The sequence below is a fragment of the Caballeronia insecticola genome, from assembly GCF_000402035.1.
GTDB classification, from domain to species: domain Bacteria; phylum Pseudomonadota; class Gammaproteobacteria; order Burkholderiales; family Burkholderiaceae; genus Caballeronia; species Caballeronia insecticola.
On record NC_021294.1, the window covers coordinates 594,900 to 620,971 of the forward strand.

Below are 26,072 nucleotides of genomic sequence, written 5' to 3' on the forward strand. Positions count from 1 at the left end.
CGAGTTGCTTACTTGTTGCTGCCCGCGCCCGTGCCGTACAGACCGTTGCCGAAGCCGCCGCCGCCGTCCGCCTTCTGATCCTTTGCGGGCTTGGCGCTGCGGCCCTGCGCCGCGTCCTTCGATTGCGGCTTGTTCGACTCCTGCATCACGTTGCCGGACGGTTCGGTCCGTGACGACGAATCGGATTGACGGCCTTCTTGACGCTCGGAACCGCTGCCGTTCGTGATCTGCGCGACGCCAACCGTGCTGAACGTCGCGAAGAGACCCGCGAACAGCGCATTCGAAAGCGTGGACGAGGGGCGGCGCGGGCTGCGCGCACGGTCGAATTGAAGCGTGAACATGGCAGCTCCCGGCGTGATCGAAAGACTATCTTTCGAGCAGGAACGATGCCTGGCGTCCGCGATAAACGCGTCGACGCAACCGGGTGGGGCGAGTAGTCGTGAGGCCGGCCTGAACGTCGCGCGCTCGGGCTCGATGCGAGCCGCGGGCGCGGACGTGGGATCGCGCCGCAGCGCGAGTGGCGAAAGCGGTTCTTTACGCCGCTTTCGCCCAGAGCCTGTTGGTCGACCTCCTGCCACGGCCGGAGCCGTCGCGCGGGCCGGCATCGACGGCGTCGAGCGCGATGCGCAGCGCTTCCACGCGCTGCTTCTGCGCCGGCACGAGCGCGTATCCCTTGACGACGGCGGTCAGCCGCTCGCGCCAGTACTCGACGTTGAGCGTGCCGGAAGATTGGTTGTGCATCGTGCGAAGCTGCGCGAGCGCGCGCTCGATATGCTGAAGTTCGACGTCCGCCATCGCCGAGGGCAGCAGGCTGCCCTTGGTCTCGCTATTCTTCTTTTTCATCTGGTCTTCCTCTCGGCCGTGCGGCGCATGATCCGGTCGATGGATCGCGCGCTGCCCAGGCACCCCGTTCACCCACGCATTTTTTTGGAAGCTGTCGCGGGTGGCCCTTGCTCTTCTCTTCGGATGACCGATCGTTGCCTGTTATCAACAGACACGATCGTTATCAAAAATGTACGCAACGGGGGCCTATAGGCTCCGTCTGTCATCGCACATTCACGTGAGAGCCGGGCGCGGCTTTCGATGTTGCAGCGCGGCGCGCCGCTAAGTCGGAGGAGTTAAAGGAGCGCTTATTCTTCTTGCCCGGCGGACGATTTCCGGCCGCTGCGGCCGATCTGCTCTTCCAGCGCGAGGTCGAACTTGCTGACTTTGCGCGGCTTGGCGGGGTCGCGGGCGTTCACGAACGCGACGAACGCGTCCATCGGCATGGGTTCGGAGAGTTTCGTCGAGCCGGCGGCGGTGCGCTCGACGAGGTAGAAGAGGCCGCCGGGCATCGAGACGGCGGCGTACTGCGCGTTGCCGGTGCGCGTCTTGAGCCGTTCGACGGCGCTGATGGCTTTGGTCGAGCGCATGATTCCGTGCTTATTTCTGTGGCGTGTCTTGGCTGGTCGGGTCCGACGGCGCGCATTTCTTGCCCGCGCCTTCGATCCACAAGTTCGATGCGTGACGCACGCCCGGATAGTAGCGATACGTGGTTTCGCCGTTGTCGTAGCGGATCTTGATGACGTTGGAATCGCCGAATTCGAGCATCGCGCCTTGCGGAATGGCGGTTTGCTGGAACTTGGCGTCGTGCTTCTTCGCTTCGTCGGCGATACATTGCACGATGCTGTTCACCTTGTTGTCAGTCGACGATTTTTCGACTTCGGGCTGTCCCGCGTCTTCGTTGTGAAATTGCCCGCAAGCAGCGATGAACATGGGCAGCGCGAGCGCCGCAGCAAGTTTTCTCATGGTCTTTCCGGTGAATGATCTCGGGCCATAACACGCCATTAAAGCACAGCGCGCGAGTGGCCCGGTCGGTTTCGCGGCAGTTGCATGACGATGTCGCAGCAAGCCCCGCGCCCGCGTGCGGCCCGATCAGGCGTCGGGCGGCACGCCGAGCAACGGCAGCGTCCCGCCGACGATGCCCGAGAACACCGGTCCGGCGACCGTGCCGCCGTAGTAGGTGCCGCCCGTGGGCTCGTCGATCATCACCGCGACGATCAAACGCGGATCGCTCATCGGCGCCATGCCGACGAACGACGCGCGGTACTTGTTGGCCGCATAGGAGCGCCCGATCTGCTTGCGCGCCGTGCCGGTTTTGCCGCCGACGCGATAGCCTTCGACCGCCGCCGCCCGTCCCGTGCCGCCTTCGCCGATCGCCATTTCGAGCATGTTGCGCACGGCCTTCGCCGTGGCGGGCTGCGTGACCTGATGCGACTGCCGCCGCGTTTCGTCGTGAATCAGCGTCGCGGTGTGAAAGCGGCCGTCGCCGGCATAGGCGGTGTAGATCTGCGCGATCTGCACGAGCGACAGCGACAGGCCGTAGCCGTACGCCATCGTCGCCTGCTCGATCGGCTTCCAGCGTTCATACGCGCGCAGCCGGCCGGTCGCCGCGCCCGGAAACGTCAGCTCGGGCGCGCGGCCGATGCCGTATTCGCGGTATTTGTCCCAGATGGTCTTCGCGGGAAGCTGCAACGCCAGCTTCGTCAGCGCGACGTTGCTCGACATCTGCACCGCCTGCGCCACCGTGATGACGCCGTGATTCGACGTGTCGTGAATCACGTTCGGGCCAATTTTCATGGTGCCCGGCGTCGTGTCGATGCGCGTCTCCGGCCGCACGCGGCCCAGATCGATCGACAACGCGGCGACGAGCGGCTTGATCGTCGAGCCGGGTTCGAAGGTGTCGGTGAGCGCGCGGTTGCGCAGCTGCTCGCCGGTGAGGCGCGTGCGGTCGTTCGGATCGAAGCTGGGATAGTTGGCGAGCGCGAGCACTTCGCCGTTCCTCGCATCGAGCACGACGACGCTGCCCGCCCGCGCCTTGTGCTTCGCGATCGCCGCCTTCAGTTGCGAATGCGCGAGTTGCTGGATGCGCCGGTCGATGGTCAGCTGAATGGTCTCGCCGTTTTGCGGCAGATCGGTTTCGCCGATCTGCGAGACGACGCGCCCGAGCCGGTCGCGGATCACTTCGCGCTGGCCGGCTTCGCCCGTCAGACGCGCGTCGGCGGCAAGCTCGACGCCTTCCTGGCCGTGATCCTCGTTATTCGTGAAGCCGACCACGTGCGCCGCCGATTCGCCTTCGGGATAGAAGCGCTTGGTATCCGGCACGAGCGTGATGCCCGCGCGCCCGATCGTCGCGATGCGCTCGGCGGTTTCCGCCTCGACTTGCCGCTTGAGCAGCACGAACGCGCGCGTCGCCTCGATGCGCCGCTGCAATTCCTTCGGCGGCATGTCGAGCAGGCGCGCGATTTCGTTGCCGTGATCGCCGTCGAAGAGCTTCGGCGTGGCCCAGACTTCGTACGTGGCGAGGCTGACCGCGAGCATCGCGCCGTTCCGATCGACGATGCGTCCGCGCGTCGCCGACAGCGCCAGCGTGCGCTGATAACGCTTCTGGCCTTCGCCGATATAGAACTTATGGTCGATCACCTGCACCCACAGCGCGCGTCCGGCGAGCGCGAGAAACGCCGCCGTCAAACCGACGACGACCAGGCGCGAGCGCCAGGGCGGCAACCGGGTCGCCAGCACCGTGCTGCGATGATGCGTCTGGAAATCGCTGCCGCCCCGCGTCTTCTTCTTGAACATCGTGGTCTTGTGATTAAGCTTGGTTGTGCCGGTGGCGATGTCCGCGCATCACGGAAGCCGTGACAGCGCGGCGTCGAGTTCTTCCGGCAGACGAATGCCGATTTCGCTTTCGAGCACACGGCGCAAATCCGCCACGCTCGCGAGATCGCGTTGTTCGCTGCCCGCGTGCTCGTCGTGCGTGTGATGAACGTGCAGGCGCCGGTTGAACAGGCCGTAACGCACGCCGGGCGCAAGACGCGCGGCAAGCAGGTTGTGCACGAACACGGATTGCGGATAGGTCGACACGAAATGATTGGCCATCTCGTAGTCGGCGTCGTATTGCGGATCGAGATCGAAGCGATAGACCGGCGCCCAGTGGCCGTTCACATGCGCCTGTAGCACGTAGCTGCGCGGCTCGCCGCCAATGTCTTCCAGACGGAACGCGCCGTGCGGCGTAATCTGTTCGAGGCCCGCTTCGAACGCGAGCGGCGCGGACAGCACCATGCCGCCGAAGCCGACATCGGTGAGATAGGTGCCTTCGTCGAGATCGACCAGCAGGAGCATGTGGGTGCGCGCGGGCATGTCCGGCGCGTCGCGCCCCCACAGGACGCGGCCCGCGAAACTGCGCACGCGAAAACCCAGCGTCTGCAGTACGCTGCGCAAGAGCAGGTTATGTTCGTAGCAGTAGCCGCCGCGTCGGCTGGTCACGAGCTTGCGCTGAATCGACGCGAGATCGAGTTTCACGGGACGGCCGAGCAGCACGTCGAGATTTTCGAAGGGAATCGCCTGCGGATGCAGCAAGTGCAGCGCGCGCAAGGTGTCGAGCGTCGCCGGCGGATGCGCCGGACCGCTATAACCGATGCGCGCGAAGTACGCAGTAAGGTCGATGGAAGTGTCGTGTGCGTTCATGTGGTTTCCGGCCCCGGTCGGCTTTTCCGTGTCGCAAGGTCTGTGCGCGTCCTCATCAGCGCGCATATTTTACGACACGAAAGGTGAAAAATTACAAAAAGCATACGAACAACGATGCGCGTGCTTTCGACGCGACGTCCGGGTGAACTGTGCCGCAACACCCGTGGTCTTTCCAAGGTTCAAGCGCAACTCATAAGGGGCGACACGCCATGTCGAATGAAGCGAACGAAGCGAACCAGTCGAATCAAGCGAACCAGTCGAATCAAACGAAGCAGTCGAACCCGGCGCCCGAGACCTGTGCCGGCAAGCATCCCGCGCCGCCGTGCACGCTGGTGATTTTCGGCGCGGGCGGCGATCTCACGAAGCGGCTGCTGATGCCGTCGCTCTACAACCTCGCCGCCGACAAGCTGCTCGACGACGATATGCAGATCATCGGCGTGAATCATGGCGAGCGCGAGACGTCGGAATGGCGCGACGAACTCACGCAGTCGTTGCGCAAGTTCGCCGCCGACAAAGCCGCGACCTTCCACACGACGCAGCTCAACGAGCAGGCGTGGAGCTGGGTCACCCAGCGCCTCGAATACTTTCCCGGCGAATTCACGGAGGACGAAACCTTCGCGCGGCTCAAGGAGCGGCTCGCGAAGGCGAAGTCGGGCAACGTGTTGTTCTATCTGGCGGTAGGCGCGCGCTTTTTTTCGCCGATCGTCGAGCATCTCGGCGCGGCCGGGCTGCTCGAAGAGAAGGACGGCAACTTCCGGCGGCTCGTGATCGAGAAGCCGTTCGGCAGCGATCTCGCGTCGGCGCGCGAGCTGAACGGCTGCATTCTCAAGTACGCGGGCGAGTCGCAGGTCTATCGCATCGACCATTTTCTCGGCAAGGACACGGTGCAGAGCATTCTCGCCGTGCGCTTCGCCAACGCGATGTTCGAACCGATCTGGCGGCGCGAGTACATCGACAACGTGCAGATCACGGCGGCGGAGACCATCGGCGTGGAAGGGCGCGGCAAGTTCTACGAGCAGACCGGCGCGTTCCGCGACATGCTGCCGAACCATCTGTTCCAACTGCTCGGCATGGTGGCGATGGAGCCGCCCAATTCGTTCGATGCCGAATCCGTGCGCGACAAGAAAGCCGAAGTCTTCGACGCGATCAAGCCGCTCTCGGCCAATGACGTCGTGCTCGGCCAGTACGAAGCCGGACCGGCGGGGCCGGGTTATCGCGAAGAAGCTGGCGTCGATCCGGACAGCCGCACCGAAACCTATGCGGCCGCGCGCGTATATGTCGACAACTGGCGCTGGGCGGGCGTGCCGTTCTATCTGCGCACGGGCAAGCGTCTGAGCGAGCGCCGCACGGAAATCTCGATTCAGCTCAAAGCCGTGCCGTTCCTGCTGTTCCGCGACACGCCCGTCGACGCGCTCACGCCGAACGTGTTCACGCTGCGCATCGATCCCGCGCACGGCACGACCTTCGATTTCAACGTGAAGGTGCCCGGCCCGGTCATGCAGATCGGCAAGGTGCGTTCGGCCTTCAATTACGCCGATTTCTTCGCGGAGCGCGCGAACGTCGGCTATGAGACGCTGCTCTACGACTGCATGCTCGGCGACGAGACGCTGTTCCAGCGCGCGGACAGCATCGAAACGGCGTGGGCCGCCGTGGATCGCGTGCTGCATCCGGACAGTCCGTTGCCGGTGCGCGGCTATGCGGCCGGCAGTGCGGGTCCGGCGGAAGCGGATCAAATGCTGGCGCAGGACGGCCGCACGTGGCGTTCGCTGACCGAGACGCGCGACACGCACGACGCGGGCAAGAAGGACTGAACTCATCCCACTACAAGGACAATCAAGCGTGAGCACGGAATCCAGAACCAAACAGAAGACACACGTGACCGCGGACAAGCTCGCGATCAAGGCCGAGCGCATTCTCGCGATCGATATCGGCGGGACGGGGTTGAAGGCCGCAATCATCTCGGAGGACGGCGAGATGAAAAGCGAGCGCCTGCGCGTGCCGACGCCGAGCCCGGCCAAGCCGCAGACGGTCGTCGAGACGCTGATCGAGCTCGTGAAGCCGATCGTCGAGACGCCGCCGACGCATATCTCGATCGGCTTTCCGGGCGTCGTGCGCGACAACGTCGTGCTGACCGCGCCGAATCTCGGCACCTCGTACTGGCGCGGCGTTCCGCTTGCGCAACTGCTGTCCGCGCAACTGGGCGGCGCGCCGGCGCGCATGATCAACGACGCGGAAATGCAGGGGCTCGCGGCAATCGAAGGGCGCGGCATCGAGATGGTGTTGACGCTCGGCACCGGCGCGGGCACGGCGCTCTTTCGCGACGGCGAACTGATGCCGCATCTGGAACTCGCGCATCATCCGGTCGCGAAGGACAAGACTTACGACGAGTACATCGGCAACGCGGCGCGCGAGAAGGCGGGCAAGAAGCGCTGGAGCCGGCGCGTGGAGAAGATCATCGACATTCTCGCGACGCTCGTGAACTACGACCGTCTGTGGATCGGCGGCGGCAACGCGGCGCACATCAAGTTCAAGCTGCCCGATAACGTGGCGATCGTATCGAACGCGGCGGGCATCGAGGGCGGCGCGAAGCTGTGGCATCCGCGTTCCGTGCGGGAGACGCGGCAACTGCCGCATTTCAACGCGCGTGAAGGAGAGCATTGATGAGCGCCGGCGGCCGATACGGCCTGCACAGCGCAACCGGCGACGGCGCCGCGGCTTTTGCTGCGCTCGCGCGGGTGGAACTCGTCGTCACGGACTGCGACGGCACGCTGCTCTACACCGACAAGACGCTCGGCGAGCCCGCAAAGGACGCCGTGCGCCGCCTGCACGAAGCCGGCGTGCGCTTCACCGCGGCGAGCAGCCGGCCGGGCAAGGGCATGCGGCATATCGTCGAGGCGCTTCAGGTGGACATGCCGTACGCGTCCTACAACGGCGGCAGCATGGTGCGGCCGGGCACGTGGGAAGTGCTGTCGTCGCACAAGCTGCCGCGCGACGTCGTGCAGACTTCGCTGGACGCGCTCGCCGCCGCGAACGTCGACGCATGGGTGTTCATCGACGATGCGTGGTATCTGACCAATCCCGACGCGACTTACGTGCCGCTGGAGACGCGCACGGTCGGCTATGAAGGCGTGCGCGTTGCGCGTTTCGACGACATCGATCTCGATTCGGTCGACAAGATCGTCGGCTCGACGCCCGACACCGAGCGGCTCGCGCGCGTCGAAAGCGACTTGCAGAAGCAGTTGGAAGGGCGGGGCCACGCGGCGCGCTCGCAGACGTACTACCTGGACGTCACGAATCTCGACGCGAACAAAGGCACGGCGGTGCGTGAGCTGGCGCGTATCGCGAACGTGCCGCTCGAGCGCGTGGCCGTGCTCGGCGACATGGGCAACGACGTGGCAATGTTCGAGATCGCGGGGGTCTCGATCGCGATGGGACAGGCGTCGGAGACGGTGCAGCGTCGCGCGAGCCTGGTGTCGAACAGCAACGACGACGACGGCTTCGCGCTCGGCATCGACGCCATTCTGGCTGCGCGCGCCGGCCGGTGAAGGCGATGCGGCATCGACGCGTGGCGCCGCCTGTGCGGCAAAGCGCGAGGCATGCCGCCGCGTCGAAGTCGGATTGATCCGCGGTGAGTCAGAAGCGTGCGCTGCGGATCAGGCGGACGCTATGAGAACACTACAAGCGGGTGAGGCTGTCGTGCTTAACGTGCTTAACGGCGGCGCATCGGGGCACGCGGGCCGCCGCTGCTTGCGCGTTCGTCTTTGTGACGGAAGTTGATGCGGCCTTTGGTCAGGTCGTACACCGACAATTCCAGCGTCACGCGGTCGCCGGCGAGAATACGGATGTGGTTCTTGCGCATGCGGCCCGAGGCGTACGCGCCGACCACGACGCCGTTGTCCAGCGTCACGCGATAGCGGCTGTCGGGAAGCACTTCGTCAACGATGCCGTCGAGTTCGATGAGTTCTTCTTTCGCCATATACGGCTCCTGTGATGAGTTATGGTGGGGTGCTGCGCCTCGTGCGTATTGCGCGTTCACGGCCATGAACGGTTGCGCGGCGCTGCGCGGAGGCGGCGTCGCTGCGATACGTGAGAGGCAATGTAAAGCGTGGTTCGTGCCGCCTGGCACGGTTGTGCATGCGGACTATGCATGCGGGTCGTGCGTTGATCGGGCGCGCCGCGTCTCTCTTCAGGCTCGCTGTGAGCTTGACGGCATAGGCCGGACCGTGGATGCGGCCGGCATGACCGGGACGGCGACATCGGCAACAACCAAGCCGATGTGCGGGTTGACACGAAAGTCGAAAACAGCAACGAAACCGCGGAAGTCAACGCAAACTGCTGCGTGCCTACAGAAAATGCGGCCGGCGAGCCATTTTGCAAGCTCGCGACACATTTGTGCGCGAATCATTGCTTAGACAAAGAAATTGCGCGAAGGTTCCTTACGGTTCCTCGCGGTCCCTTTCGGGGCGCCCGCAGGTTCCTTCCAGCAGCTTTCCGCGCGATGCAACCGCACTCACGCGCGCGGCAAAGACACTATTATAGCCAACCCGCCTTCTTGAAGCGCCAATAAAGTACGAAATCGACTATCAACATTACCGTGAGACACACCGGATAGCCGTACGCCCAGTCGAGTTCGGGGATCGATTTGAAATTCATGCCGTAGATGCCGGCGATCATCGTAGGCACGGCGAACAGTGCGGCGAATGAGCCGAGGCGCTTGGTCACTTCGCTTTCCGCCAGCGCGATAAGACCGAGATTCACCTGAATCGCCGTCACGATCATTTCGCGCCGTCCCTCGATGGTCTTCACGATGCGCAGCAAATGGTCGTACACGTCGCGGAAATATTCCTGCATGCCGGAGCACACGCCCGGCGAACGTCCGCCATACAGTTTGCTGACAGCTTCGAGCAAAGGCGCCGTGTGATGCTGCAGGATGGTCATGCGGCGTTTGAGCGAGTAGAGATCCTCGATGATCTCGCGCGACTCCGCCGAGCCCTTCTGCTCGAAGATGCGCTCTTCCACCTGATCCACTTCCGCGCCGAGCGTTTCCAGCACGGGAAAGTAACGATCGACGACCGCATCGAGCAGCGCGTACATCACGAAGGCGGGACCGTGCTTGAGCAGATGCGGCTCGCGCTCGCAGCGCTTGCGCACTTCCTGAAAGCCTTGCGTGGTGCGGTTGCGCACCGAGAGCACATAGTTCTTGCCGACGAATACGTTGATCTCACCGACGAGCACTTCGCCTTCTTCGTCGAATTCGACTGTGTGGAAGACGGCGAAGAGGGAGTCGCCGTATTCCTCGATCTTCGGCCGCTGATGACCGTGCTGCGCATCCTCGACCGCCAGTTCGTGCAGGCCGAATTGCTGCGTCATGTGCGCAAGCTCGCCGGGCCCCGGCTCCTTCAGAGCAATCCAGATGAAAGAATCGGGCAGATCGCGATAGGCGTTGATATCGTCGATATTGACTTCAGCGAGCTTTCGGCCGTTTTGATAAGCCGCGCAATTGACCAGCATGGGGCGCCCTTTTTTTATGTCGATGTCACCGGCCACGCGTCGATGAGTGCTCGAATTCGCGAAGCGATGAGTCTTCGCGAGGGCGCGAGCGCGTGGTCTCCATCTTTTTTATCTTAGCGGATTTGACCGGTTACGACGCGCCCGCTGCCGCTGTCAGTTCGCTGCCAGATCGCGTATGAATTCAGGCGCCGGCAGGCTCGGCTGATAGCCCTGTTGCGGATCGATCTTGGTGAGCTTGCCTTCGATCGTCGCGCCGATGTCCATGCGCAACTGCTGATAGTAGATGTTGCCCAGCACACGCGCGTTGGACTGAAGTTCGGCGAAATGCGCGACCGTCACGTCACCGGTCACGCAGCCGTTGATGATGACATCGTATGCGCTGACGTTGCCGCGAATCGCGCCCTGGTCGCTCACGACGAGCAGCGTTTCCTCGCCGGGACGGCCCGTCACGTTGCCGGTGACCTGGCCGTCCATGCGCAGGCCATCGCTGAATTCGAGATCGCCCGAGAGATGAACGTTATGTGCGATGAGGGTCGTCAACTTGGCTTGCTTGATGCCTTTGTTGATGCTCTTGTCGTCTTTTTTCGATGAAAACATATCGAGTCCTTTTGATGCATTGAAGAGTTACGCGATGCAGGCACGCGCGGCGCGCTCAGTCTGGCTTGCGCTGTTTTTTCAGAAAGGCGAGGTCGGTCTGTAGCCGCTCGTTTTGCGCTGTGACATCGGTGACCCGTTGCTCGAGCGCGGTGCGGGTCGCCGCTTGCTGCTCGAGAGCGAGTTGTGCGTGGGCGAGCTGATCGCGCAGTGTCTGCTCGGACGCGGGCGGCGCGCACAGCGTGTCGAGCTTGCCCACGTCCTCGTGCGAACGCTTCAACGCGAAGCCGGCCGCGACGATTGCCGCGATGGCGCAGGCAGCCGCGATTACGCCGAGCCAGATGCCCGTGCTGCGCTTGGGCGTCAGCGAATAATTCTGGCGAGAGAGTTGCTGCGAGAACCGCTTCGAATCAACCTTGCGCATTTTGCTTACGCTTGAAGAGCGCCAAAAAAGGAACAGGGTTGATCTGCGCGCCGCCGAGGATCACTTCGAAATGCAGATGCGGGCCCGTGGAGCGACCCGTCGTGCCGACTTCGGCAATCTCTTGGCCGGGCATCACGAAATCGCCGGTTTTGACGAGAAGGCGCGATGCGTGGCCGTAGCGCGTCACCACGCCGTCGCTGTGACGGATATCGACCGCATTGCCGTAGCCGCCGTGTTCGCCGGCCTGCAGCACGCGTCCGCCCGCGCTCGCGAGGATCGGCGTACCCGTGGGCGCGACCAGATCGACGCCGGGATGAAAACTCAGGCGGCCCGTGAACGGGTCGTAGCGATTGCCGTAAGGCGAGCCGCTGCGCGAACCCGGCGCGGGATCGCGGCCGGGAAACGCCATATACGCGGTGTAGTGCTCGAGCATCGGCGTTTCCAGCGTGGACACGGTGTCGTTCAGGCAATCGATGATCTGCTGCGTCCCCTTGAGGCGCTGACGCGGCGTACCTTGCTCGGCGTGCGCGTTGTCGCACCGGCGCGGCGGCAGTTCGGGACCGCCGGCGCCGTCGAGCGCGGGGGCCGGCTCCTCGCTGTCGGGCAGCGGCGGCACGTCATGTACGTTCGCTGCGCCGCTCACGCCGTGCGCGCCTTTCAGGTGCTTGTCGAAATCGCGTAGTTCGTCCACTTTCGACGAGAGCGCATCGACACGTGGCCGCAGTTCGATCAGCGAGGCCTGAAGGCGGCCGAGTTCCTCGATTTCATAGGAGTGCCGCGATTCCTGCGCGTGCTCCTCGCCGAGATGACTGCGGGCGAAAAAGGTGCCGATAGCGATGCCGAGCGCGAGCGCCGCGATCAGCAAGGCAATGCCGCCGACGATTGCGATGGCGCGCGCCGTGCGTGCCTCGACGAAGCGAATGCGCTGGCGGGACATGGTGCGCCGCGACCAAATGACGAAAGCCATCAGCGCGCGCCCCGGCCCGGCAGGCCGATCAGAAAAAGATTAAGGAAAATCACGGAGTTGGAGGGCCGCGTTCTCCACGGCAAAGCAATGAAACCGGGCGCCGATTATGCCGCACGTGTCATGCGTAAACCACGTTCCAACAGGATATCGAAGCAAAATTCCACGAATTGTGTGGTGTTAAATTTTGTGTCGCGCGGCCGGGCGAATGGATCTAGCACAGGACGTTAGGTTGATGTGTCAAGAAACATTGTCGATCAGGATGACTTGACATCGACCCAGGCCATGTGGTCGCCGTCGCCCATCAGGAAGGCGCGGTTCGCTTCCGCGGCGGCGCGCAAATAGTCCCACACGGTGGTAATGCGCTTCAGCTTGCGCAAGTCCTCGCGGCAGGAAAGATAAAAGGCGCGCGTGACGACGATGTCATCGGGCAGCACCGGCACGAAGCGCGCATCGGACGACGCCATGAAGCACGGCAGGATCGCGAGCGCGCGCCCTTGCAGCGCCGCGAAATACTGCGCGATCGCACTCGTGCTGCGCCAGCGCGACACCGCGCCCGGCACGGCGCGCTCCAGATAGAGGAGTTCGTGGCTGAAGGCGAGATCGTCGATATAACTGGCGAAGCGATGATGCCGCAGATCATCGGTCGTGCGGATCGGTGGATGCGCGTCGAGATAGTCGGCCGTCGCGTAGAGCTTCAGGCGATATTCGCAGAGCTTCGTATAGACGTACTGACCCTGCTCGGGACGTTCGAGCGTCACGGCGATATCGGCCTCGCGCTTCGAAAGGCTGACGAAATGCGGCACCGGCAACAGGTCGATCGTGATGTTCGGATGCGCGTCCTGAAAACGCGCGAGTTGCGGCGCGAGAAAAAAGCAGCCGAAGCCTTCCGTCGAACCGACGCGCACATGTCCCGACAGCGCGTGTCCCGTATTGGCGATCTGTTCGGTGGCCGATTGCACGGTCGTTTCGATGGAATCGACGAAACCGAGCAGGCGCTGGCCCTCGGCGGTCAGAATGAATCCGCCGCTGCGGGACTTGTCGAACAGGAGCGTGCCGAGCGCGTCTTCGAGGGCGCGCACGCGCCGCGCGACAGTCGTGTAATCGACGCCGAGACGCTTTGCCGCGCCGCTCGCGCGCTGCGTCCGGGCGACTTCGAGGAAGAAGCGCAGATCGTCCCAGTTGAGTCGGGCGAGGTCGAGCTTGGCGGGTTGCATGGCCTTTTTTTGCATATCGATCGGGTATTTTTATAGTGCCATGATGGACTTTTGCATAACTATACTCAACGGAACGAGCCTGCAAAGTCGGGCAGATTCCTATGACGGAGACGACATGCTTCTTTCCCCTGGCGCCTTGCAGGCGCTCGCGTCACGTCGCCGTCCCGGCCCTTCCTTATAAATCCAGCCCAAGGAGACATCCGTGAATATCGCTGCTGAACATCCGGCGCAGAGTGCGTCCGTCCGTACGGCCAAACTGCTGATCGACGGCGAGTTCGTCGAATCGAAGACGAAGGAATGGCGCGACATCGTCAATCCGGCGACGCAGGAAGTGGTCGGCCGCGTGCCATTCGCGACGGCGGACGAAGTGAACGCCGCCGTCGCCGCCGCGCACACGGCGTTTCAGACCTGGCGCACGACGCCGCTCGGCGCGCGCATGCGCATCATGCTCAAGTTTCAGGATCTGGTGCGCCAGAATCAGAAGCGCATCGCGCAGACGCTCACGGCCGAACAAGGCAAGACGCTCGCCGATGCCGAAGGCGACATTTTCCGCGGTCTGGAAGTGGTCGAACACGCGTGCTCGATCAGCACGCTGCAGCAGGGCGAATTCTCCGAAAACGTGGCGGGCGGCGTGGATACGTACACGCTGCGTCAGCCGATCGGCGTCTGCGCGGGCATCACGCCGTTCAACTTCCCGGCGATGATCCCGCTCTGGATGTTCCCGATGGCGATCGTCTGCGGCAACACCTTCGTGCTGAAGCCGTCTGAACAGGACCCGCTCTCAACCATGGAACTGGTTGAACTGGCGCTCGAAGCGGGCGTGCCGCAGGGCGTGCTCAACGTCGTGCACGGCGGCAAGGATGTGGTCGATGCAATCTGCACGCATCCGGACATCAAGGCGATTTCCTTCGTCGGCTCGACGGCCGTCGGCACGCACGTGTACAACCTCGCGAGTCAGCACGGCAAGCGTGTGCAATCGATGATGGGCGCGAAGAATCACGCCGTCGTCCTGCCCGACGCCAACAAGGAGCAGACGCTCAACGCGCTCGCGGGCGCGGGTTTCGGCGCGGCGGGACAGCGCTGCATGGCGACGTCGGTGGCGGTGTTCGTCGGCGCGTCGAAGGACTGGGTGCCCGAACTCGTCGAGCGGGCGAAGTCGCTCAAGGTCAACGGCGGCACGGAGCCGAACACGGACGTGGGGCCGGTCGTGTCGAAGGCGGCGAAGGAACGCATTCTCGGGCTCGTCGAAAAGGGCGTGGAAGAAGGCGCGACGCTCGCGCTGGACGGCCGCGGCATCGCGGTGAAGGGCTACGAGCAGGGCAACTTCATCGGCCCGACGATCTTCACCGACGTCGACACCGACATGTCGATCTACAAGACGGAGATTTTCGGCCCGGTGCTGTGCGTGCTCGAAGCCGAAACGCTCGACGACGCCATCGCGCTCGTCAACCGCAATCCGATGGGCAACGGCGTTGGCCTCTTTACGCAAAGCGGCGCGGCGGCGCGCAAGTTCCAGAGCGAGATCGACATCGGCCAGGTGGGCATCAACATTCCGATTCCCGTGCCGGTGCCCGCGTTCAGCTTCACGGGCTCGCGCGGCTCGAAACTCGGCGATCTCGGCCCGTACGGCAAACAGGTCGTGCAGTTCTACACGCAGACGAAGACCGTCACGGCGCGCTGGTTCGACGACGCCACCGTGAACGATGGCGTCAACACCACGATCGCCTTGCGCTGACACGGGAGCACACGATGAAAATCGGCTTTGTTGGCCTTGGGCACATGGGCGGTCCGATGGCCGCGAATCTCCTGAAAGCCGGGCACGCGGTGACGGCATTCGATTTGTCGCCGGACGCGCTCGACGCGGCGAAAACGGCGGGCGCGACGCTCGCCGCGTCGCCGCGCGCGGCGGCCGGGGGCGCGGAAGTCGTCATCACGATGCTGCCGGCCGCGCAGCACGTCAAAGCGGTCTATCTGAACGATGACGGCGTGCTGGCCGGCGTGGCGAAGGGCGTGCCGCTCGTCGACAGCAGCACGATCGATCCGGCCACCGCGAAGCTCATCGGCGAGGCGGCCGGAAAGCAGGCCAATCCGTTCGCGGATGCGCCTGTGTCGGGCGGCGTGGTCGGCGCGCAGGCGGGCACGCTCACGTTCATGGTGGGCGCCGACGAACCCCTCTTTGAACGGCTGCGTCCCGTGCTTGCCGGCATGGGCAAAAATATGGTGCGTTGCGGCGAAACGGGCACGGGTCAGATCGCGAAAATCTGCAATAACCTGCTGTTAGGGATTTCCATGATTGGCGTCGCGGAAGCGATGAAACTCGGCGAAACGCTCGGTATCGATCCGACGAAACTGGCGAGTATTGTCAATACATCGACGGGACGTTGCTGGAGTTCGGATACGTGTAATCCCTATCCGGGTATTGTCGAAACGGCGCCCGCATCGCGCGGATATTCGGGCGGTTTCGGCGCCGATCTGATGTTGAAAGACCTCGGATTGGCCGTCGATGCGGCGCGCGGCGCGAAACAGCCGGTTTTCATGGGAGCGCTGGCACAACAGTTGTATCAATCGATGAGCCAGCAGGGCTTAGGCGGACTCGATTTTTCCGGCATTATCAAGCTGTACGCGAAGCAATAAAGCACTCAAAAAGCTTATCGATTCGGCACGCACGTGCGTGCCGAATCCCATGACAAAAATAACTGCTTTATTCAGTTGCACTGCACAACGCCGCTCGTAATCCCATACTGAGCAAGACCATCGGGAATACGATGATTCGCTTTCCCGAAAATTGTCCTATTCTGAAAGCACGACGCACTTGTGCCGTTCGCACCGAACGCACTCCGATGCGCCTCCGTGCAGGTAGAACGCCCGTCGTTTCGGGCAATCAGATGAGGAGTACGCGATGCAAGTAACACGACACTTAAATATGGAATTGCGGCATGCCACGGTGCCGACTTATATCGCCAGCTATTTCTTCCCGTTGCTCCTATTGGCATACGAAGTCTGGCGAGTGGGGTCATGGGTCGCGGTAAACGGCTTCAACTTCATGAACTTCAACTCGATGGGTTATGAGTTCGCGTTGATGATCGCCGTGTTCTGCATGCAGGTCATCGTGGAAATCGCGTTCCTCGCGGGCGCCGTTTTAACGAAGCACAAGGACGTCGGCCATCGGCTGGCGAATCTGTCGCTCGGTCTGTTCTGCTCGCTGGTCGTGCTGGGTTTCGATCTCGCACTGCAATACGGTTTGAGCGGAAGTTAAAACGAAACGGATTTCGCGGTTGATTCGGAAAACGAAACGCCGGGTGCGAGTTGTTCACACGCAACCGGCGTTTTCTTTTTCCGCTCGTATATAGAGCGCGATCAGAGCGCGATTGATGAGGTTTCAACAACCCGCCGCGCCCGGCAATGCCGGCGGCGTTTCCGCCCGCTCCTCATGGCATTTTCGATCCGCATCTTTCAGCGCGCTGCGCAAGCCTTCTTCCACGACCGGATGATAGAAAGGCAGCCTGAGCGTCTCGTCGAGCGTTAATTCCAGTTGAATCGCCCAGGCGAGCAAATGCCCGAGATGCTCCATGGCCGGGCCGCAACCCTGCGCGCCGCGCAGCCTGCCGGTTTTTGCGTCGGCGTACACGTGCAGCAGGCCGCGATTCTGCCGCATCACGCGGCTGCGTCCCTGATTCTCGAACGACGCTTCGCCGGTCACGGTCATTTGCTTGTCGAGATCGTCGTACGCCGCGCCGACGCTCACCGCCTGCGGCTCGCAGAACACGATCGAGAAGGGCACCTTGCGCTTGACCGCCTGAACGTCCGGGAAGCGCGCGGCGTTGTCGCCGGCGAGCTTGCCTTCGTCGGCGGCGTCGTGAAGCCATGGGCGCGTGCCGTCGCAATCGCCTGCTAAGAAGATGTGGCTCGCGCCGCACTGCATCGTGGTTTCGTCGAAGACGGGCACGCCCTTGTCGTTCAGTTCGATGCCCGCCTTCTCCAGCGCGAGCGGCTTCAGATTCGGCGCGCGGCCGGTCGCCGCAAGTACCAGATCGAAGTGCTCGACATGCTCGCTTCCATCCGGCGCGACGAAGCGCAGCGTCGGCTGATCGTCCTCGAGCGACATGTCTTTGAATCTCGCGTCCGGATCGAAATAGAACGCTTCGGCAAGCGCCGCCGCCAGCGTGTCGCGCACCGGCGTATCGCGTAGTCCGGCGACGTTGCCGCCCTTGCCGAACATGAACACTTCGACATCGAGCCGCGCCAGCGCCTGCCCCAGTTCCAGCGCGATCGGTCCTGCGCCGAAGACCGCGATGCGCTTCGGCAGCGTGTGCAGCTCGAACAGGTCGTCGCTCGTGATGAGCTGGTCGCCGAAGATCTTCAACTCGTCGGGCACGCTCGGCGCGGCGCCCGTGGCAATCACGATACGTTTCGCCGTGACGCGCACATCGTCGCCGACGAGCAGCCGCGTCGGCGTGTCGAAGCGCGCTTGCCCGCGCAGGATGGCGTCGTCCGGTAGCGCGTCGATTTCCTCGAGCACGCTGCGGACGAAATAGTCGCGCTCGCGGCGCACATAATCGAGCGCGTGCGCGGCATTGACCTCGAGCGCGTGCGTTCCTTCGATGCCGCGCGCTGCGAGCGCACGCGCCTCGTGCAGGCCGTTCGCGGCCGCGAGCAGCAGCTTCGACGGCATGCAGCCGATACGCGCGCAAGTCGTACCGAACTCGCCGCCTTCGATCAGCACGGCGTTCGCGCCCGCAAGCCGCGCCGCGCGAAACGCAGCCATGCCCGCCGTGCCTGCGCCGATCACGGCGACATCCACGTTGATTTCCTTCATCCTCTTTCCCGTCTTTCGATGGTCGAAGCGCTGTCAGCCGTTATCCGCGAAACCCGGATAGAGCGTCATGCCGCCATCGACGAAGAGCGTCGTGCCGACCACATAATCGCTCTCGTCGGAGGCGAGCCACACGGCCGCGCGGCCGATATCCTCGACTTCGCCGATGCGTCCATACGGCACCAGCTTGAGCAACTGGTCGAGCTTCTCCTGCGTGTCCCACGCATCCCGGTTGATGGGCGTGCGGATCGCGCCCGGCGCAATGCCATTCACGCGGATGCGCTGCGGCGCGACCTCCTGCGCCAGCGATTTCATCATCATCTGGATGCCGCCCTTGGACGCCGCGTAGTTCACGTGTCCCGCCCACGGAATGACTTCATGCACGGAACTCATGCAGATGATCTTGCCGAGCGCCTTAGACACGTCGCGCGGGCCGCGCCGCTCAAACTCGCGTACCGCGCGCTGCGCCGTGAGAAATTGCCCGGTGAGATTCGTTTCGATGACCGTGTGCCAGTCGGCGAGCGTCATCGCGGTGAACTCTGCGTCCTTCTGCAGGCCCGAATTCGCCACGACGATATCGACAGTGCCGTAGCGTTTGACGACGGCATCGAACATGGCGTCGACTTGCGCTTCGTCGGATACATCGGCGCCGACTGCGAAGGCATCGCCGCCTTTGGCGCGGATCGCGTCGGCGAGTTGTTCGGCGGGTTCGGCGTGCGAGTGATAGTTGATGGCGACGCGTGCGCCGGCTTCGGCAAGCGCCGTCGCGACGCCCGTGCCAATGCCCGAACTCGCGCCGGTAACGAGCGCGATCTGGCCTGCGAGGGGTGAGTGCATGTGGGTGTCCGTGTCGTGTCGTCTTTCGTCTGGAGCAAGGCGCGCGCCCGCGAAGAAGAACGAAACGCGGACGCTTACGCCCCGAGCAGCCCCTGATAGACCTCCGCGTACCGCAGCGCCGCCGTTTCCCAGCCGAAGTTCTGGCCCATCGCGCGCTTGACGACGTTCTTCCATTCCGTGCGCCGCGCCTTCAGTGCGAACGCCCGCCGGATCGCGCCGACAATGCCCGCGCGATCGAATGCGCTGAAATCGAAGCCGGTGGCGAGGTCGTCGGCGAGATTTTCGAGCGAGCAATCGACGACGGTGTCCGCCAGCCCGCCCACGCGATGCACGAGCGGCAGCGAGCCATACGCGAGCGCGTACAACTGCGTGAGCCCGCACGGCTCGAAGCGCGACGGCACCATCACGACATCGCTCCCGGCGATGATCGAATGCGACAGCGTCTCGTCGAAGCCGAGCTCCACCGCGACCGCGCCCGGATGCGCCGCCGCCGCGTTCTTCATGCCGGTTTCGAGCGCCGGGTCGCCGGTGCCGAGCACGACGAGCTGCCCGCCGCGCTGCACGATGTCGGGCACCGCGGACAGCAGCAGATCGAGTCCCTTCTGCTCGGTGAGCCGGCTGACGACGCCGAAGAGCAGGGCGTCTTCGTCGCGCGTGAGGCCCATGCGTTCCTGCAGCGCCGCCTTGCACTTCGACTTGCCCGCCGGCTTCGCGGCCGTGTATTTCGCGGCGATGGTGTCATCGACCGAGGGGCTCCAGATCGAATAATCGACGCCGTTCAGAATGCCGGTGATGTCGTGCGTGCGCGTCTGGAGCAGGCCGTGCAGCCCGGCGCCGTGCGCCTGCGTCTGGATTTCGCGGGCGTAGGTCGGGCTGACGGTCGTGATGCGGTCGGCGTAGTAAAGGCCCGCCTTGAGAAACGAAACGAGGCCGTAAAACTCCACGCCATCGACGGCGTAGAAGTCGCCCGGCAACTGCAACGCGCCGAATTCCGACGCCGGAAACGTGCCCTGATACGCGAGATTGTGGACCGTCATTACCGTGCCGACGCGGGCCGCGCCTTCGCGTTCGAACGCGCGCAGATACGCGGGCGCGAGACCCGCGTGCCAGTCGTGCGCATGGACGATGTGCGGTTTCCACTCCGGATCGACGCCCGTGGCGATGCGCGCCGCAGCCCAGCCGAGCAGCGCGAAACGGCGGTCGTTGTCGGCATACGGACGATGCGCGGCATCGAGATACGGATTGCCCGGCCGATCGTAGAACTGATCGGCGCGAACCACGTACACCACCACGCCGTGCGGTTTGAGCACGCCGCGCTCAAGCCGGATGTCGCCCGCGCCGAACGCGGCGCCGAGACTCGCGACCAGCTTCAGGTCGTCGAGGCCCGCAAGCACCGCCGGAAAGCCCGGCAGCACGACGCGCGCATGCGTGCCCAGTTGCGATTGCGCGGGCGGCAGCGCGCCGACCACATCGGCGAGGCCGCCGGTTTTCAACAGTGGAAACATCTCAGCTGCGGCATGCAGCACGCATACGGTCATCGGCGCTCCCGTCGACTGGTTTCGTGTTTTCGTCGCGTTCTTGTAATAGGCGCGGCGCGCGGGCGTCGTTCGCTGGTCGGCCGCTAGGAAAGACGCGCCAGTGCCTCGCGCGTGATCAGCGTGACCCCCGATTCCGTGCGGAAGAAGCGCGCGGCGTCGTCGTCCGGATCCTCGCCGACTACGAGCCCTTCAGGCACCGTGCAGCCGCGGTCGATCACAACGCGCTGCAAGCGGCAACTCGGCCCGATGGTCACCTGCGGCAACAAGACTGCCTCATTGATGTTACAGAACGAGTGCACCCGCACCGCCGACGAAAACACCGACTTCGACACCTGCGACCCAGAAATTACGCAGCCGCCGCAGACGAGCAGATTGGTGATCGCGCCTTGCTGGCCGTTCAGGTCGCGCACGAACTTGCCGGGCGGCAGTTGTTCCTGATTGGTCCAGATCGGCCAGTTGCGGTCGTAGAGATCGAGTTCCGGAATCGTCGATGCAAGATCGAGATTCGCGGCCCAATAGGCGTCGACGGTACCGACGTCGCGCCAGTACGCGGGCGCGTCCGGATCGCTGCTCGACGTCACGCACGACATGCCGAACGGATGCGCGATGGCCTTGCCCGTCGTCACGACGCGCGGAATGATGTCCTTGCCGAAGTCGTGATCCGTGCTCGAATTTTCGATGTTGTCCTGGAGCATTTCATAGAGATACTTCGCGCTGAACACGTAGATGCCCATGCTGGCGAGCGCGATGTCGGGCTTGCCGGGCATGGCGGGCGGATCGGCGGGCTTTTCGAGGAAGGCGGTGACGCGGCGGTTTTCGTCGACGTGCATCACGCCGAACGCGACCGCATCCATGCGCGGCACCTCGATGCAGCCGACCGTGCAGTCCGCGCCGCTCTCCACATGGTCGAGCACCATGCGCGTGTAGTCCATCTTGTAGATGTGATCGCCCGCCAGCACGATGACGAATTCCGGCCCGATCGAGCGGACGATATCGAGGTTTTGATACACCGCGTCGGCCGTGCCGCGATACCAGCTCGAATCGACGCGCTGCTGCGCCGGCCAGATATCGATGAACTCGTTGAACTCGCCGCGCAGGAAACCCCAGCCGCGCTGGAGATGGCGAATGAGCGAATGCGCTTTGTATTGCGTGACGACGGCGATGCGGCGGATGCCCGAATTGAGGCAGTTGGACAGCGCGAAATCGACGATGCGGTATTTGCCGCCGAAGTGCACGGCGGGTTTGACGCGCTTGTCGGTGAGCGGACCGAGCCGGGTGCCGCGCCCGCCGGCGAGAACGATTGCGAGGGTCGACTTTTGCAAATCGGTGCGATTCTTAGCCAGCGTCTCCATATCTGCCTCCTGATTTGACCTGCGACTATTGGTGTCTTGCCGTGTGTTCGTCCTCTTGGCTTTCTGCGTATCTGACTGTCTGACGCGGAAGGCCGGGTGGCGGCGCGCAATCCGTCGTTGCTGCATTATCCGGCGCGCATTCGAATTAGTGTGCGAGTCGCTCGATTTTTTCGCGTTGTCGTGCAAAGTCTCTGAAGCGTCGATCCGGCTGCATCGAGCAAGCGTCGTGCCGAATGGCGCACGGACGTGCTTGAACGCGTCCGCCGAATCGCGCGATGTTGCGGGCGCGCGACCTTTTCGTCATCGCGCGGATCGCGCCGCTCGACAAGACGCGCTGCCTCAATTTATAACGAGCAGGCCATGCCGCAGTGCGTCGAGGCACGGCACAATAGGAAGCTCGTCATGGGGCTGTGCGCCTGCCGGCGTTATGAGGCGCTAGGCGGCCGTAGGCGGCGCCAGGCGGCTGCGTCCGCCGCCTGCGTTTCGTCCGCGCTGCGCTGCACGAAGCCCGCAATGACGCTGCCTTCAGTGTGGCCTGACAAAAATTTGACTTGACCGAACCTCTGGAATCAATCGGGAATCAGAAGATGAACAACGTCCTGAGCATTCAATCGCATGTAGTGTTCGGCCATGCAGGCAATAGCGCGGCGGTTTTTCCGATGCGGCGTCTCGGCGTCAACGTGTGGCCGCTCAACACCGTGCAGTTTTCCAATCACACGCAATACGGCCGCTGGACCGGCAGCGCGTTCGATGCCGACGAACTCCAGAACGTGATCGAAGGCATCGGCGCAATCGGCGTGCTGGCGCGCTGCAACGCGGTGCTGTCGGGCTATCTCGGAGCGCCGGAGCAGGGCCGCGCGGTCGTCGAGATCGTGAAGATGGTGAAGGCGGTGAATCCGCGCGCGCTCTTTTTCTGCGATCCCGTCATGGGCCAGACGAGCGGCTGCACGGTCGCGCCGGGTATCGAAGACTTCCTCGTCACCACAATGCCCGAAATCGCCGATGCGCTGATGCCCAATCACGTCGAACTGGAAAAGCTCGTCGGGCGCACCATCGAGACGGTGGAGGAAGCCGTCGATGCGTGCCGCGAAGTGCTTGGACGCGGTCCGCGCATCGTGCTCGTGAAGCATCTGCTCGATCGCAACAGCCGCGCCGATACCTTCAACATGCTCGCCGTCAGCCCGACCGAATCATGGTTTGCGCAACGCCCGCTTTATCCGTTTGCGCGTCAGCCGGTGGGCGTCGGCGATCTGACGAGCGGCGTGTTCGTCGCCCGCACCTTGCTCGGCGATTCACTGCGCGACGCGCTCGAACATACGCTCGCGGCAGTCAACGCGGTCGTCAAGGCAACTTACGAGGCGGGCCGCTACGAACTTGAGATCGTCGCATCGCAGGACGAGATCGCAAAGCCGACCGATCGTTTCCCCGCAATACGCGTAACCGGCACGGAAACGACCCGGCGCCGATAACCGCGAAACGGCGAACCGCGAGCGTCATTCGCCGCGCGTTTCCATAAAGCCGAAGCGCCACGACAGGCGCCGTGTCGCGGCGAGCAGGGCGCGCGCGAGCGCACCGTCGGCGGCGCTGTCGAAGCCGCCCGCCGAACCGATCAACGCCAGCACGAGACACACGCTGCCGGTGTGATCGAACACCGGCGCCGCCAGCGTGTGGATGCCCGGAACGGGGGCGCCGAGCGCGGTATCGAGTCCGCGCGCCCGAATCTCGCCGAGCCGTGCGCCGTATTCGCCTTCGAGGGCTTTTGAAACGCCTTCGACGACAGCGCCCGCGAGCCGGATGCCGTCCTGCGCCATCAGGCTCGCCAGCATCTCCCTGGAAAGATACGCGGCGTACACGCGGCCGATCGCCGTATTCACGAGCGACATCACCGTGCCGACGCGCAAGCTCACATGCTGCGGCCGCGCCGATTCTTCCAGGCGAATCACCGTCGGCCCGAGCGGACCGAGCGTCGCGGCCGCCACGGTCATCGACGTGCTCGCGGCAAGCGCAACGATCTCCGCTTCGGCATCGCGGATCGGCGAGAGCCGCTGCAGCGCGATCAACCCGAGCGCGCGGCTCAGATCGCCCGCGTGGAAAAAACCGGCCTCGTCGCGTGCAAGCAATCCGACCTTCACGAGACTTACGAGATGGGCGAACGCCTTCGCGGGCGGCATACCGGCCGCGAAGGCCAAGTCTCGCAACGTAAGCGGCCGGCCCGCTGCGACCAGCGCGCGCAGCAATTCGCCCGTCGCGTCGAGCGCGTTGATGCCGCGCTGCGGGCGGGCGTCGGCGGCTTCGTCGAATGTCGTCATCATGAGAGCAGTCCGGCGATATCGCGTGCGGCGTCTTTCAGCGCCTGCGCGAGCGCGCCGTCCCAGCCGACGTCGCACAGGCCGGTCGGGCCGATCGCCGTCAGCGCGAGTTGCATGCGCTGCGCGCCGTCGAACACCGGCACGCTCATGCTGCTCACGCCCGGACTCGGCGCATCGACGCTACGTTCGATGCCGCGCGCGCGAATCTCGCCGATGCGCGCCGCCGTCTCGGGCGCGTCGCGTTCGTTTTCCGCCTGATGCGCGAGCATCGCGGCGACGCGGGCCGGATCGTCGAAGGCGCGGAAGATGCGTCCCGTCGATGTCGTCGAGAGCGACATCACCGTGCCGACGTGCAGATTCACATGCAACGGATAGCCGCCGCGCTCATAACGCACGACGGTCGGCCCCTGCGGCCCCGCCACGCTGACCGCGACGCTCATGCCCGTCGCGAGCGCGAGCGCCGCGACGCGCGGTGCGGCTGCGCGATACGCCGGCTGATGTTCTAGATTCAATAGACCGAGCCTGAGCGAAAGCGGGCCCGGCTCGTAATTACCGGTCAGTGCGTCGCGCTTGACGAGACCGAGGCGCGTGAGACTGACGAGATAGGTATGCGCTTGCGCCGTCGAAAGCTCCGCGGCGTCGGCGAGCGTGCTCAGCGCGAGCGGCTCGCGGCGCGCGGCGAGTGCATCGAGCAGGCGCGCGCCGACTTCGACGCTCTGGATGCCGCGCTGCTTCTTTTCCTCGCCGGCGCTGGCGTCGGGCGTGGCATCGCGTGTGGCGGAAACGGGACGAGCCAAGAGCACTCCGAGATCAATAAAAAGTGGACGGACCGCAAATCTTAGCCGAGCAAGAATCATCCGATGATGGCCTTCAGTATTTACCCGTAATTTGCAAATAGCAAACACGCTTGCTGTTGACAAAAATCAGGCTCACGCCGATCATCCACCCATCCCCACGAGAATGGAAGCGAGACACGACCATGGCAAAAGCATTCGCATCGCAGGCCGATCTTGAAGCGAAGAAGATCACCTTCACGCAGTTGTCCGAGAACGCGTACGCGTACACGGCGGAAGGCGACCCGAACTCCGGCGTGATCATCGGCGACGACGGCGTGCTGATCGTCGATACGACCGCCACGCCCGCAATGGCGCAGGACCTGATCGAGAAGATCCGCAGCGTCACCGACAAGCCGATCAAATACGTCGTGCTGTCGCACTATCATGCGGTGCGCGTGCTGGGCGCGTCGGCGTATTTCAAGGAAGGCGCGCAGCAGGTGATCGCGAGCCGCGGGACGTACGAGATGATCGTCGAGCGCGGCGAGCAGGACATGAAATCGGAAATCGAGCGCTTTCCGCGGCTGTTCGCCGGCGTGGAGACGGTGCCGGGCCTCACGTGGCCGACGCTCGTCTTCGAGCGCGAAATCACGCTCTGGCTCGGCAAGCTCGAAGTGAAGATCGCGCATCTCGGCTCGGGGCATACGAAGGGCGATACGGTCGTCTGGCTGCCGTCGCAAAAGGTGCTGTTTTCGGGCGATCTCGTCGAATACGACGCGGCCTGCTATTGCGGCGACGCCCAACTCGCGGAATGGCCCGCGACGCTCGAAGCGCTGCGCGCGCTGAAGGCGGAGAAGCTGGTGCCGGGGCGCGGTCCCGCGCTGCTGTCGCCGGCCGAGGTCGACAAGGGTCTCGACTACACGAAGGATTTCGTCACGACGCTGCTTCAGGCGGGCAAGGACGCCGTCGCCGACAAGCTCGACCTGAAGGGCGCGATGGCGCATGCCCGCAAGACGATGGACCCGAAGTTCGGCCACGTCTTCATCTACGAGCACTGTCTGCCGTTCGACGTCTCGCGCGCTTACGACGAAGCGAGCGGCATCAAGCATCCGCGCATCTGGACGGCCGAGCGCGACAAGGAAATGTGGGCCGCGCTGCAGGACTGAGGTTCATCTCTCGCGGCGCGCGCTAAGACGCGCCGCACTTCCCTTTCAGGCACGAGGCGCGCGAGACG

26 protein-coding genes are annotated in these 26,072 nt (G+C 64.0%); 8 read left to right on the forward strand and 18 right to left on the reverse strand.

Features of this window, described 5'->3' with window-relative positions:
• Positions 1–8 precede the first annotated feature (8 nt).
• The 6 genes from BRPE64_RS16835 to BRPE64_RS16860 form a co-directional block, all read right to left on the reverse strand.
• Positions 9–341, reverse strand: a complete 333-nt coding sequence (locus tag BRPE64_RS16835) for a hypothetical protein (RefSeq protein WP_016354680.1) — start codon at positions 339–341, stop codon at positions 9–11.
• Between the two features lie 193 nt (positions 342–534).
• Positions 535–843: a hypothetical protein gene (locus BRPE64_RS16840; protein ID WP_016354681.1), complete on the reverse strand. Its 309-nt coding sequence runs from the start codon at positions 841–843 to the stop codon at positions 535–537.
• 287 nt (positions 844–1,130) lie between these two features.
• Positions 1,131–1,412: a hypothetical protein gene (locus tag BRPE64_RS16845; RefSeq protein ID WP_016354682.1), complete on the reverse strand. Its 282-nt coding sequence runs from the start codon at positions 1,410–1,412 to the stop codon at positions 1,131–1,133.
• Positions 1,413–1,422: 10 nt separating this feature from the next.
• A complete protein-coding gene (locus BRPE64_RS16850; protein WP_016354683.1) occupies positions 1,423–1,788 on the reverse strand; it encodes a hypothetical protein in 366 nt (121 codons plus the stop codon).
• Between the two features lie 126 nt (positions 1,789–1,914).
• Entirely contained in the window at positions 1,915–3,618 is a 1,704-nt protein-coding gene (locus BRPE64_RS16855) for a peptidoglycan D,D-transpeptidase FtsI family protein (protein WP_016354684.1), read from the reverse strand.
• Between the two features lie 48 nt (positions 3,619–3,666).
• Complete coding sequence (locus BRPE64_RS16860; RefSeq protein WP_016354685.1) at positions 3,667–4,506, reverse strand: arylamine N-acetyltransferase family protein; 840 nt, start codon at positions 4,504–4,506, stop codon at positions 3,667–3,669.
• Positions 4,507–4,715: 209 nt separating this feature from the next.
• Here BRPE64_RS16860 and zwf point away from each other — a divergent pair, with 209 nt between their 5' ends.
• The 3 genes from zwf (at position 4,716) to BRPE64_RS16875 (ending at position 8,051) form a co-directional block, all read left to right on the forward strand.
• Positions 4,716–6,317, forward strand: a complete 1,602-nt coding sequence (gene zwf, locus BRPE64_RS16865) for a glucose-6-phosphate dehydrogenase (protein WP_016354686.1) — start codon at positions 4,716–4,718, stop codon at positions 6,315–6,317.
• Positions 6,318–6,381: 64 nt separating this feature from the next.
• Positions 6,382–7,167: an ROK family protein gene (locus BRPE64_RS16870; protein WP_016354687.1), complete on the forward strand. Its 786-nt coding sequence runs from the start codon at positions 6,382–6,384 to the stop codon at positions 7,165–7,167.
• Positions 7,167–8,051 carry a Cof-type HAD-IIB family hydrolase gene (locus tag BRPE64_RS16875; protein ID WP_016354688.1) on the forward strand — a complete coding sequence of 295 codons (885 nt, stop codon included), beginning with the start codon at positions 7,167–7,169 and terminating at the stop codon, positions 8,049–8,051. The genes BRPE64_RS16870 and BRPE64_RS16875 overlap by 1 nt, the downstream gene beginning before the upstream one ends.
• A 164-nt stretch (positions 8,052–8,215) precedes the next feature.
• On the opposite strand, the gene infA is transcribed toward BRPE64_RS16875, so the two are convergent.
• The 6 genes from infA to BRPE64_RS16905 form a co-directional block, all read right to left on the reverse strand.
• On the reverse strand, positions 8,216–8,482 hold the full coding sequence (infA, locus tag BRPE64_RS16880) for a translation initiation factor IF-1 (RefSeq protein WP_016354689.1): 267 nt from the start codon (positions 8,480–8,482) through the stop codon (positions 8,216–8,218).
• A 557-nt stretch (positions 8,483–9,039) separates the two neighbouring features.
• Positions 9,040–10,017 carry a magnesium/cobalt transporter CorA gene (corA, locus tag BRPE64_RS16885; protein ID WP_016354690.1) on the reverse strand — a complete coding sequence of 326 codons (978 nt, stop codon included), beginning with the start codon at positions 10,015–10,017 and terminating at the stop codon, positions 9,040–9,042.
• Positions 10,018–10,170: 153 nt separating this feature from the next.
• Entirely contained in the window at positions 10,171–10,614 is a 444-nt protein-coding gene (locus BRPE64_RS16890; RefSeq protein WP_016354691.1) for a bactofilin family protein, read from the reverse strand.
• A gap of 55 nt (positions 10,615–10,669) precedes the next feature.
• Positions 10,670–11,035, reverse strand: a complete 366-nt coding sequence (locus BRPE64_RS16895; RefSeq protein WP_016354692.1) for a hypothetical protein — start codon at positions 11,033–11,035, stop codon at positions 10,670–10,672.
• Positions 11,022–12,002 (reverse strand): M23 family metallopeptidase, encoded by a 981-nt coding sequence (locus BRPE64_RS16900; protein WP_016354693.1) that lies wholly within the window; start codon positions 12,000–12,002, stop codon positions 11,022–11,024. Before BRPE64_RS16900 ends, BRPE64_RS16895 begins: the two co-directional genes overlap by 14 nt.
• A gap of 254 nt (positions 12,003–12,256) precedes the next feature.
• The gene (locus BRPE64_RS16905; protein WP_016354694.1) at positions 12,257–13,231 is read right to left on the reverse strand and encodes a LysR family transcriptional regulator; all 975 of its coding nucleotides are present in this window, start codon (positions 13,229–13,231) and stop codon (positions 12,257–12,259) included.
• Between the two features lie 187 nt (positions 13,232–13,418).
• Between BRPE64_RS16905 and BRPE64_RS16910 the strand changes: the two genes are divergently transcribed.
• The 3 genes from BRPE64_RS16910 (at position 13,419) to BRPE64_RS16920 (ending at position 16,472) form a co-directional block, all read left to right on the forward strand.
• Positions 13,419–14,951 (forward strand): CoA-acylating methylmalonate-semialdehyde dehydrogenase, encoded by a 1,533-nt coding sequence (locus BRPE64_RS16910; protein ID WP_016354695.1) that lies wholly within the window; start codon positions 13,419–13,421, stop codon positions 14,949–14,951.
• A 14-nt stretch (positions 14,952–14,965) separates the two neighbouring features.
• Positions 14,966–15,850, forward strand: coding sequence for a 3-hydroxyisobutyrate dehydrogenase (mmsB, locus tag BRPE64_RS16915; protein WP_044042351.1), 885 nt, complete (start codon positions 14,966–14,968; stop codon positions 15,848–15,850).
• 289 nt (positions 15,851–16,139) lie between these two features.
• Positions 16,140–16,472, forward strand: coding sequence for a hypothetical protein (locus BRPE64_RS16920; protein ID WP_016354697.1), 333 nt, complete (start codon positions 16,140–16,142; stop codon positions 16,470–16,472).
• A 123-nt stretch (positions 16,473–16,595) separates the two neighbouring features.
• On the opposite strand, the gene BRPE64_RS16925 is transcribed toward BRPE64_RS16920, so the two are convergent.
• The 4 genes from BRPE64_RS16925 to glgC form a co-directional block, all read right to left on the reverse strand.
• Positions 16,596–18,032, reverse strand: a complete 1,437-nt coding sequence (locus BRPE64_RS16925; RefSeq protein WP_016354698.1) for a dihydrolipoyl dehydrogenase — start codon at positions 18,030–18,032, stop codon at positions 16,596–16,598.
• A 33-nt stretch (positions 18,033–18,065) separates the two neighbouring features.
• On the reverse strand, positions 18,066–18,866 hold the full coding sequence (locus tag BRPE64_RS16930) for an SDR family oxidoreductase (RefSeq protein WP_016354699.1): 801 nt from the start codon (positions 18,864–18,866) through the stop codon (positions 18,066–18,068).
• A 74-nt stretch (positions 18,867–18,940) separates the two neighbouring features.
• Positions 18,941–20,404: a glycogen synthase GlgA gene (gene glgA, locus BRPE64_RS16935; protein ID WP_016354700.1), complete on the reverse strand. Its 1,464-nt coding sequence runs from the start codon at positions 20,402–20,404 to the stop codon at positions 18,941–18,943.
• Between the two features lie 83 nt (positions 20,405–20,487).
• Complete coding sequence (gene glgC / locus BRPE64_RS16940; RefSeq protein ID WP_016354701.1) at positions 20,488–21,756, reverse strand: glucose-1-phosphate adenylyltransferase; 1,269 nt, start codon at positions 21,754–21,756, stop codon at positions 20,488–20,490.
• A 587-nt stretch (positions 21,757–22,343) separates the two neighbouring features.
• On the opposite strand from glgC, the gene pdxY reads away from it, so the two are divergent.
• Positions 22,344–23,225, forward strand: coding sequence for a pyridoxal kinase PdxY (gene pdxY, locus BRPE64_RS16945; protein ID WP_016354702.1), 882 nt, complete (start codon positions 22,344–22,346; stop codon positions 23,223–23,225).
• Between the two features lie 24 nt (positions 23,226–23,249).
• Here the strand turns inward: pdxY and BRPE64_RS33995 are convergent, their stop codons facing one another.
• Complete coding sequence (locus BRPE64_RS33995) at positions 23,250–24,068, reverse strand: IclR family transcriptional regulator (protein ID WP_016354703.1); 819 nt, start codon at positions 24,066–24,068, stop codon at positions 23,250–23,252.
• Positions 24,065–24,868: an IclR family transcriptional regulator gene (locus tag BRPE64_RS34000; RefSeq protein ID WP_408608254.1), complete on the reverse strand. Its 804-nt coding sequence runs from the start codon at positions 24,866–24,868 to the stop codon at positions 24,065–24,067. The genes BRPE64_RS33995 and BRPE64_RS34000 overlap by 4 nt, the downstream gene beginning before the upstream one ends.
• Positions 24,869–25,044: 176 nt before the next feature.
• Between BRPE64_RS34000 and BRPE64_RS16960 the strand changes: the two genes are divergently transcribed.
• Positions 25,045–26,004: an MBL fold metallo-hydrolase gene (locus tag BRPE64_RS16960; RefSeq protein ID WP_016354705.1), complete on the forward strand. Its 960-nt coding sequence runs from the start codon at positions 25,045–25,047 to the stop codon at positions 26,002–26,004.
• Positions 26,005–26,072 lie beyond the last annotated feature (68 nt).

Excerpts from the sequence above, each read along its gene's own strand:
- pdxY (WP_016354702.1), top strand. The coding sequence starts at position 22,344 with ATGAACAACGTCCTGAGCATTCAATCGCATGTAGTGTTCGGCCATGCA.
- BRPE64_RS16930 (WP_016354699.1), bottom strand. The coding sequence starts at position 18,866 with ATGCACTCACCCCTCGCAGGCCAGATCGCGCTCGTTACCGGCGCGAGT.
- BRPE64_RS33995 (WP_016354703.1), bottom strand. The coding sequence starts at position 24,068 with ATGATGACGACATTCGACGAAGCCGCCGACGCCCGCCCGCAGCGCGGC.
- BRPE64_RS16925 (WP_016354698.1), bottom strand. The coding sequence starts at position 18,032 with ATGAAGGAAATCAACGTGGATGTCGCCGTGATCGGCGCAGGCACGGCG.
- BRPE64_RS16860 (WP_016354685.1), bottom strand. The coding sequence starts at position 4,506 with ATGAACGCACACGACACTTCCATCGACCTTACTGCGTACTTCGCGCGC.
- BRPE64_RS16835 (WP_016354680.1), bottom strand. The coding sequence starts at position 341 with ATGTTCACGCTTCAATTCGACCGTGCGCGCAGCCCGCGCCGCCCCTCG.
- BRPE64_RS16895 (WP_016354692.1), bottom strand. The coding sequence starts at position 11,035 with ATGCGCAAGGTTGATTCGAAGCGGTTCTCGCAGCAACTCTCTCGCCAG.
- BRPE64_RS16960 (WP_016354705.1), top strand. The coding sequence starts at position 25,045 with ATGGCAAAAGCATTCGCATCGCAGGCCGATCTTGAAGCGAAGAAGATC.
- BRPE64_RS16840 (WP_016354681.1), bottom strand. The coding sequence starts at position 843 with ATGAAAAAGAAGAATAGCGAGACCAAGGGCAGCCTGCTGCCCTCGGCG.
- BRPE64_RS16875 (WP_016354688.1), top strand. The coding sequence starts at position 7,167 with ATGAGCGCCGGCGGCCGATACGGCCTGCACAGCGCAACCGGCGACGGC.
- glgC (WP_016354701.1), bottom strand. The coding sequence starts at position 21,756 with ATGGAGACGCTGGCTAAGAATCGCACCGATTTGCAAAAGTCGACCCTC.
- glgA (WP_016354700.1), bottom strand. The coding sequence starts at position 20,404 with ATGACCGTATGCGTGCTGCATGCCGCAGCTGAGATGTTTCCACTGTTG.
- BRPE64_RS16890 (WP_016354691.1), bottom strand. The coding sequence starts at position 10,614 with ATGTTTTCATCGAAAAAAGACGACAAGAGCATCAACAAAGGCATCAAG.
- BRPE64_RS16900 (WP_016354693.1), bottom strand. The coding sequence starts at position 12,002 with ATGGCTTTCGTCATTTGGTCGCGGCGCACCATGTCCCGCCAGCGCATT.
- mmsB (WP_044042351.1), top strand. The coding sequence starts at position 14,966 with ATGAAAATCGGCTTTGTTGGCCTTGGGCACATGGGCGGTCCGATGGCC.
- BRPE64_RS16920 (WP_016354697.1), top strand. The coding sequence starts at position 16,140 with ATGGAATTGCGGCATGCCACGGTGCCGACTTATATCGCCAGCTATTTC.
- BRPE64_RS16850 (WP_016354683.1), bottom strand. The coding sequence starts at position 1,788 with ATGAGAAAACTTGCTGCGGCGCTCGCGCTGCCCATGTTCATCGCTGCT.
- BRPE64_RS16845 (WP_016354682.1), bottom strand. The coding sequence starts at position 1,412 with ATGCGCTCGACCAAAGCCATCAGCGCCGTCGAACGGCTCAAGACGCGC.
- BRPE64_RS16905 (WP_016354694.1), bottom strand. The coding sequence starts at position 13,231 with ATGCAAAAAAAGGCCATGCAACCCGCCAAGCTCGACCTCGCCCGACTC.
- corA (WP_016354690.1), bottom strand. The coding sequence starts at position 10,017 with ATGCTGGTCAATTGCGCGGCTTATCAAAACGGCCGAAAGCTCGCTGAA.
- BRPE64_RS16855 (WP_016354684.1), bottom strand. The coding sequence starts at position 3,618 with ATGTTCAAGAAGAAGACGCGGGGCGGCAGCGATTTCCAGACGCATCAT.
- infA (WP_016354689.1), bottom strand. The coding sequence starts at position 8,482 with ATGGCGAAAGAAGAACTCATCGAACTCGACGGCATCGTTGACGAAGTG.
- zwf (WP_016354686.1), top strand. The coding sequence starts at position 4,716 with ATGTCGAATGAAGCGAACGAAGCGAACCAGTCGAATCAAGCGAACCAG.